Origin of the sequence: Caulobacter sp. S45 (assembly GCF_903642205.1) — a bacterium.
Classification (GTDB): Bacteria; Pseudomonadota; Alphaproteobacteria; order Caulobacterales; family Caulobacteraceae; genus CAHJWH01.
This window is the reverse complement of the sequence record NZ_CAHJWH010000186.1, coordinates 1-5510: the sequence shown is the minus strand read 5'-3', so window position 1 is coordinate 5510 and position 5510 is coordinate 1. Positions and strand designations below refer to the sequence as shown.

Here is a 5510-nt window from a genome sequence, read left to right as displayed (position 1 = left end):
CGCGCCGGATGGGATGACGACTACCTCCAAGCCGTCATCTCCCAAACCGCTTGATCCCTTCAAGCGATTCCCCTGGCCCTCCCCCGTCGGCGGCGCTGACGCTCCGGGCGCTGTAGACTATCCCGGCCGCCGTCATCAGCGGGACCAGGACGAACAGGATCAGATACATGGCACGCAGAGCGTATAGCCGCGTCAGCGACACCGCGGGCATGCTCAGTTTTCTCTCCAGACTTCGGGTGTACGGCATGGGGTGAGGCTGCAAACTCATGGCCTGACCATCGCGGTCTCGCCCGCAGCCGCGCGCCACTTGACCTCATCAAGGCCTACGATCAGCAGCCAGAGCGCCAATGCGATCTCGCCGATGAGGCAGCCCAGCATGGCGAACGAGGCGAGCGGAAGATCAGGCGCGAAAAAGTAGACGTAGCTGTTGAACAGGTAGCAGCCGCCGGCAAGTGCGTAGAGCGCGCCCACCCAGCGGGGCAGATAGCCGGAGCGGAAGATCAGGTAGCCGTAGATCGGCAGGGCGAAGCCGAAGAAGGTTAGGCCGATGGAGAAGCCCACATCGTGCCACTTCAGCATCAAGCGCACCCAGGCGGCGAGCTCCGCATTAGGAATCGCCGCCAGGTCCGGCGAGCCGCTGAGGAAGGTGAGGGGTGCGAACTGGGTCCAGGCGTTCACCGCGTTGATGGTGTTCTGGGTCAGGTCGAGCGCCACGGCAAGGAGCGCCAGGAAGGGACCGCTCGGCGCAAGCAGACGGTAGATGATCAAGGTCGCCGGAACAGCCAGCACGTTGGTCATCATCTCGGCGGCGAAGCCAAGGCGGAACGCGCCCTGGTGGGCCATGATCGCCCGCGCTGTGGCGGCGGCGTCGCTCGCCACGACCAGCCCCTGGCGGCCGAGAAGCTCGGCCGACCCGCCAAGAATAATCACCAGGACGTACAGAAAGCCGGCCAAACGCGCCTGCAGCTTCGGTGATACGTTCGGTAGACGTTGAGGCATCTTCCTGATCTCCTGCCCAAAGGGCCTCGCCACCGTAACCGCGCGATCAGGCGGGTAAAGTGTGTCAGGGACGAACGGCAGGTAGAGGGTTACGGAAGACGGGCAGACCTGATGAGCTACGGCTACCGCCGCATGGGACCGGACCACAAGCCTTCATGCACGCTGCCAAATGCGTCGGGATTGCAGGGCGGCAGCTGTCTTGGCCTTCAGCCCGCGAGCTGCCGGTCGGCATCAAGCCATTCGCGATTTCAGGGTGGCGGGCACCAGACTTGCGCAATGTCGGCGAGCGAGAGTCCAGTCTGGAGCGACTGCCGAATGTCCGCTCTCCCTCGGTCAGTGGTCATGAACCCGACCTCGCAGCGGTTTGATCTGACGCTGCCACGGTCGCGAAGCTGGAGCAGGCCGCATCACGGCTCAGGCCATATTCTGTAGAAAAGGGCGGTTACGGGCGTGCGCCGGCGCTGATTTATTGACTTGGTGAAGCAGGAGGGCCATTGCTGATGGACGAGCGGCGGACGGGTCAGAGCTCGTTGTTCTACGGGTTCTCGCTGGAGCGGCACGTCCCGCAGAGCACATGCTTCGCGCCATCGACCGGTTCATCGAACTGTCTGAGCTACGTGCTCACCTAGCGTCCTTCTACAGCCCGACCGGCCGGCTCTCGGTGGACCCGGAGCTGCTGATCCGCATGCTGCTGGGGGCTACTGCTTCGCCATCCGGTCCGAACGGCGGCTGTACGAGGAGGTGTACCTCAACCTGGCCTACCGCTGGGGTCCCAACGGCGCTAAAGACGAGTTCCTCATCGCCGCCACCGCCCAGAACCTGCGCAAGCTCGCCAAGCTGGTCGCGCCGCCAGCCGCTATTCCAGCCACCCGAGGGGAGAGCCGCCCCTCGCAAGCCAGAGCTGGTTGCTTCAGCTCGTCTGAAAACCTGACTTCTTCAACGGAATAGACGCCTAGCCCGCATCAGGTGCCCAGCTTTCTGCCGCCGGTCGTTGGCCCAGCAAGCGACGAGGCGACGTGCCTGGAGAGCGCACAGATGTAAATCGCGCCTACCAGATCCGCGTGCGATCGGTTGGCGCTAGATAGTAGGTCGCACCGGGAGACACGTGGAAAGCGGCATACCAGGCGTCGCTGTTCCGCACTGGCCCTATGACTCGGTATTTGGCGGGCGAGTGCGGGTCAGATGCGAGCTGCCTGCGAACGTAATCCTCGCGCTCCTTCTGACGCCAGGACTGAGCGAACGCGAGGAAGAAGCGTTGGTCGCCGGTCAGCCCGTCGACGACAGGCGCCGCCTTACCCCGAAGGGCGCGATGGTAGGCGTCCAGCGCCACGGCGAGGCCGGCCATGTCGGCGATGTTCTCGCCCATGGTCAGCGAGCCGTTCACGTGCGCGCCCGGCGCCGCCTCGTAGGCGTCGTACTGCTTGCCGAACGACGCCGCCTCAGCCTCGAAGCGCTTGGCGTCCTCTGGCGTCCACCAGTCCCGAAGAGCGCCAGAAGCGTCGATCTTGCGACCCTGGTCGTCGAAGCCGTGGCTGATCTCGTGACCGATGACCGCCCCGGCGCTCCCGTAGTTCACTGCCAGGTCGGCTCTGGGATTGAAGAAGGGCGGCTGCAGGATGCCGGCGGGGAAGACGATCTTGTTCTCCAAGCCTCCGTTGTAGGCGTCGATTGTCTGGGGAGTCATGTCCCACTTGAGCGGATCGACCGCATGGCCTGCATAGCTGTTCTGGTAGGCGTACTCGAAGGCGCGGCTACGCTCGACGTCACCATATAGATCGGTTGGTTCTATCCTGAGCCCCGCATAACTGCGCCAATGGTCAGGATAGCCGACCAGCACCCGCATCTTCTGGAGCTTCACCAAGGCCTGAGCTTTGGTCGTTGGCCCCATCCAGTTCGCCCGCTCGATCCGCGCCGCCATGGCAGCTTTCAGATTTTCGACGAGTTCGGAGGCTTGCGCTTTCGCTGACGGTGAGAAGTAGCGATCGACGTAGGCGTGTCCCAGCTCTTCGCCAAGGCTGTTCCCCACCAGGCGCACGGCGCGCTTCCAACGGGGACGGAGCGCATCCACGCCGGTCAGCGTCTTGCTGAACTGGAACTGGCTCTGGACGAACCGGTCTGACAGGTAGGGCGCCGCGTCGTCCACGGTGCGGAAGGTCTCCCACGCCTTCAGCGTGGACAGCGGCGTATCCGCATAGAGCTGCGCGATCGCCTTGATCGCCGTCGTTTCGCCGATGATCAGCGTGCCGGTCGAATCGATGTCGGCGCCCTTGAGGTAGGCCGCCCACGGAAAGCCGGGCGCGTAGGCCTCCAACTCCGCCAGGCTCATCGGATTGTTGGTGCGCGCCACATCGCGACGATCCGCGGCCGCCCAGCTGACCTTCGCAACCGCCGTCTCGAACTCCACAACCTTGGCGGCCTGGGCAGTAGCGTCAGAGGCCCCCAACATCGTGAAAACCCGCTCCGCATAGGCACGGTAGGCATCCAGCTGCGGCTTGAACTGCGCCGTGAGGTAGTAGTCGCGATCGGGCAGCCCGATGCCGTCCTGGCTTATGCCCTCCACGTCCATGTTCGGACGGCGGGGGTCAGGCTGCACGCCGACGGCGTAAAGCGAAGCGCCGAAGCGGCCGTAGCTCGCGCCGAGCAGCGTAGCGAAGTCCGCCTTGTTTGAGACGGTGGCTATACGGGCGAGTTCAGGTGCGAGCGGCTTGGCGTCCAACGCGTCCACTCGCGGCTGATCCATGAAGGCGGCGTAGAGGCCGCCGATCTGGGAGCCCGGTGGGCTGTTCTGGATCAGGTCGCGAAGCTCGGCTTGGCTTTGATTGTACAAGTCGATTGCTATGCCGGCCATCGGCATATCAGCAGGAAATGGCGTTCGGCTTTCCCACGCGCCGTTGGCGTAGCGGAAGAAGTCATCTCCTGGCGCGGCAGTAACGTCTCGCGCGCTTAGATCGACTCCCCAGGTCCCGTAGCTCTTGGGAGAGACCTGCGCATTCGACGGCGCCAGCCCCGCGCCCCACAGACAGGCTGCCGCCGCCAACCCCCTCAGACGAGCTTTCATCCGCACCCCCCGGCAGATATTTAATTCGGTGGAGTGAGAACGTCAAATCCGCGAAATTCGGCTTCCGGAGCCAAGCGAGACAAGGCGCGTGAGCGTGGCTCCCGAACTCGCCAGTGGCGGTGGTCCGCTGTTCGGCTGAGCCGGTATGTCCCCTGCCCCTCGACTGCAGACGTCGCGAGCAGGCAGGGAGTGTCCTGCACTAGGCTCCGGTATGTCGAGTTTCCGGCGGAAAGGCTGCGGGGCTTTGAGCACATCGATCCAGCTTCGCTCAGCGCCAGCTTGTTTGTGCATCGGCGTCGTCAGTCATGAAGCTGGTCAAGTCCAGTCGGTATAGAACAGGCGCGACCCAGGATCGTGGAAATGGAATTGGCGCTGGAGCCGGCTCGTCACTTCGATGCTGAACCGACGCTGGCCTCCGCAGACGAGCCATCCGCAGGACAGTCTCTCCGCACACCGCGAGGGGAAGCACGGCCCGGCGTCCAGCCATTTTCACTCTTGCCAACCTTGGCTGTGCTTGCCGCTATAGAGCTCTGTAACAGGGTGGTAAGAGGGGATATATCATGAGCCAAACGTCCAGCCATGTCGCGCCGTACATGCTTGCGAGCGCCACACTCGTGCTAGCCGCCTGTAGCGGGCGGCAGGACGCGGCCAGCGAGTCGGCCGCAATCGGACCACCGGCCCAGTCGGCTGGCCCGGGCTCCCTCTTCGGAGGAGCTCGGACCTCGACCCTGTCTGACGGTCCCGACGTGTGCTTCCGGGCGGTGGCCAAGCACCTGGGCTCGAACACCAAGATAGCGGAACTCACCTCCTTCTTCAGCGCCGGGAGCGATATAGACTCCACCGACACGGAACCGAAGGGGCAGATGAAGACCTGCTCGGTCAACTACCAGAACCCAACAGATGCTCGTAAGCTCCTTACAACGTCAATGGATGTCGCCAGCGGGATCTTCTCCCAGCCGATGCCGGTCGAGATCATGGTGATGGGCGACGAATCCAAGTTCAGGCTGGAGGATAATCTTATCCGACTTTCGCAAGTGAACGCCGCGGCGCTCACGGCGACAATGAAAAGCCAGGAGCCCAAGCTGGGCGTCACGTACAGCCACTATGCTTGGTCAGGCGTCCGACTGGAGGGCCCCAGCCCCTTCAGCAGCACGCCCACCCTGCGCCTCGACGTGGAGGACCGCCTCGCCGTCAACGACATCAAGAAGAACGGCTATGCGTCGGTCACGACGGACGGGAAGACGATCAAGACGAACGACCTGACATCGTGACCGGCGTGGCGCGGGGGCAATCCAAGGGGATGGTCGGCCCGAAGGGCCGGCCGGAGCGCCTTAGGCCGTCATGACGCCAAGCCCGCATACTTGACGAAGGATGCCTCAGAGCGAACTTGGCATGTGGATGATCTCCCGACTATCCAGACGGAAGATCGTCTCTGACCCGGTGTGTCGGCACC

4 protein-coding genes and 1 pseudogene are annotated in these 5510 nt (G+C 63.8%); 3 read left to right on the top strand and 2 right to left on the bottom strand.

Features of this window, described 5'->3' with window-relative positions; all coding sequences use genetic code 11:
- Nucleotides 1-264: 264 nt before the first annotated feature.
- A complete protein-coding gene (locus HUV06_RS14405; protein WP_174301945.1) occupies nt 265-999 on the bottom strand; it encodes a DUF4386 domain-containing protein in 735 nt (244 codons plus the stop codon).
- Between the two features lie 500 nt (nt 1000-1499).
- On the opposite strand from HUV06_RS14405, the pseudogene HUV06_RS16375 reads away from it, so the two are divergent.
- Both HUV06_RS16375 and HUV06_RS14395 read left to right on the top strand, forming a co-directional pair.
- Nucleotides 1500-1767: pseudogene (locus HUV06_RS16375) on the top strand (transposase); the annotation flags it as partial.
- The gene (locus HUV06_RS14395; RefSeq protein WP_174301942.1) at nt 1741-1947 is read left to right on the top strand and encodes a hypothetical protein; all 207 of its coding nucleotides are present in this window, start codon (nt 1741-1743) and stop codon (nt 1945-1947) included. The pseudogene HUV06_RS16375 and the gene HUV06_RS14395, both read left to right, overlap by 27 nt.
- Before the next feature lie 100 nt (nt 1948-2047).
- Here the strand turns inward: HUV06_RS14395 and HUV06_RS14390 are convergent, their stop codons facing one another.
- Nucleotides 2048-4057: a M13 family metallopeptidase gene (locus tag HUV06_RS14390; RefSeq protein ID WP_174301944.1), complete on the bottom strand. Its 2010-nt coding sequence runs from the start codon at nt 4055-4057 to the stop codon at nt 2048-2050.
- 761 nt (nt 4058-4818) lie between these two features.
- Between HUV06_RS14390 and HUV06_RS14385 the strand changes: the two genes are divergently transcribed.
- On the top strand, nt 4819-5328 hold the full coding sequence (locus tag HUV06_RS14385; protein ID WP_174301943.1) for a hypothetical protein: 510 nt from the start codon (nt 4819-4821) through the stop codon (nt 5326-5328).
- Nucleotides 5329-5510: the final 182 nt, after the last annotated feature.

Excerpts from the sequence above, each read along its gene's own strand:
- HUV06_RS14405 (WP_174301945.1), bottom strand. The coding sequence starts at position 999 with ATGCCTCAACGTCTACCGAACGTATCACCGAAGCTGCAGGCGCGTTTG.
- HUV06_RS14390 (WP_174301944.1), bottom strand. The coding sequence starts at position 4,057 with ATGAAAGCTCGTCTGAGGGGGTTGGCGGCGGCAGCCTGTCTGTGGGGC.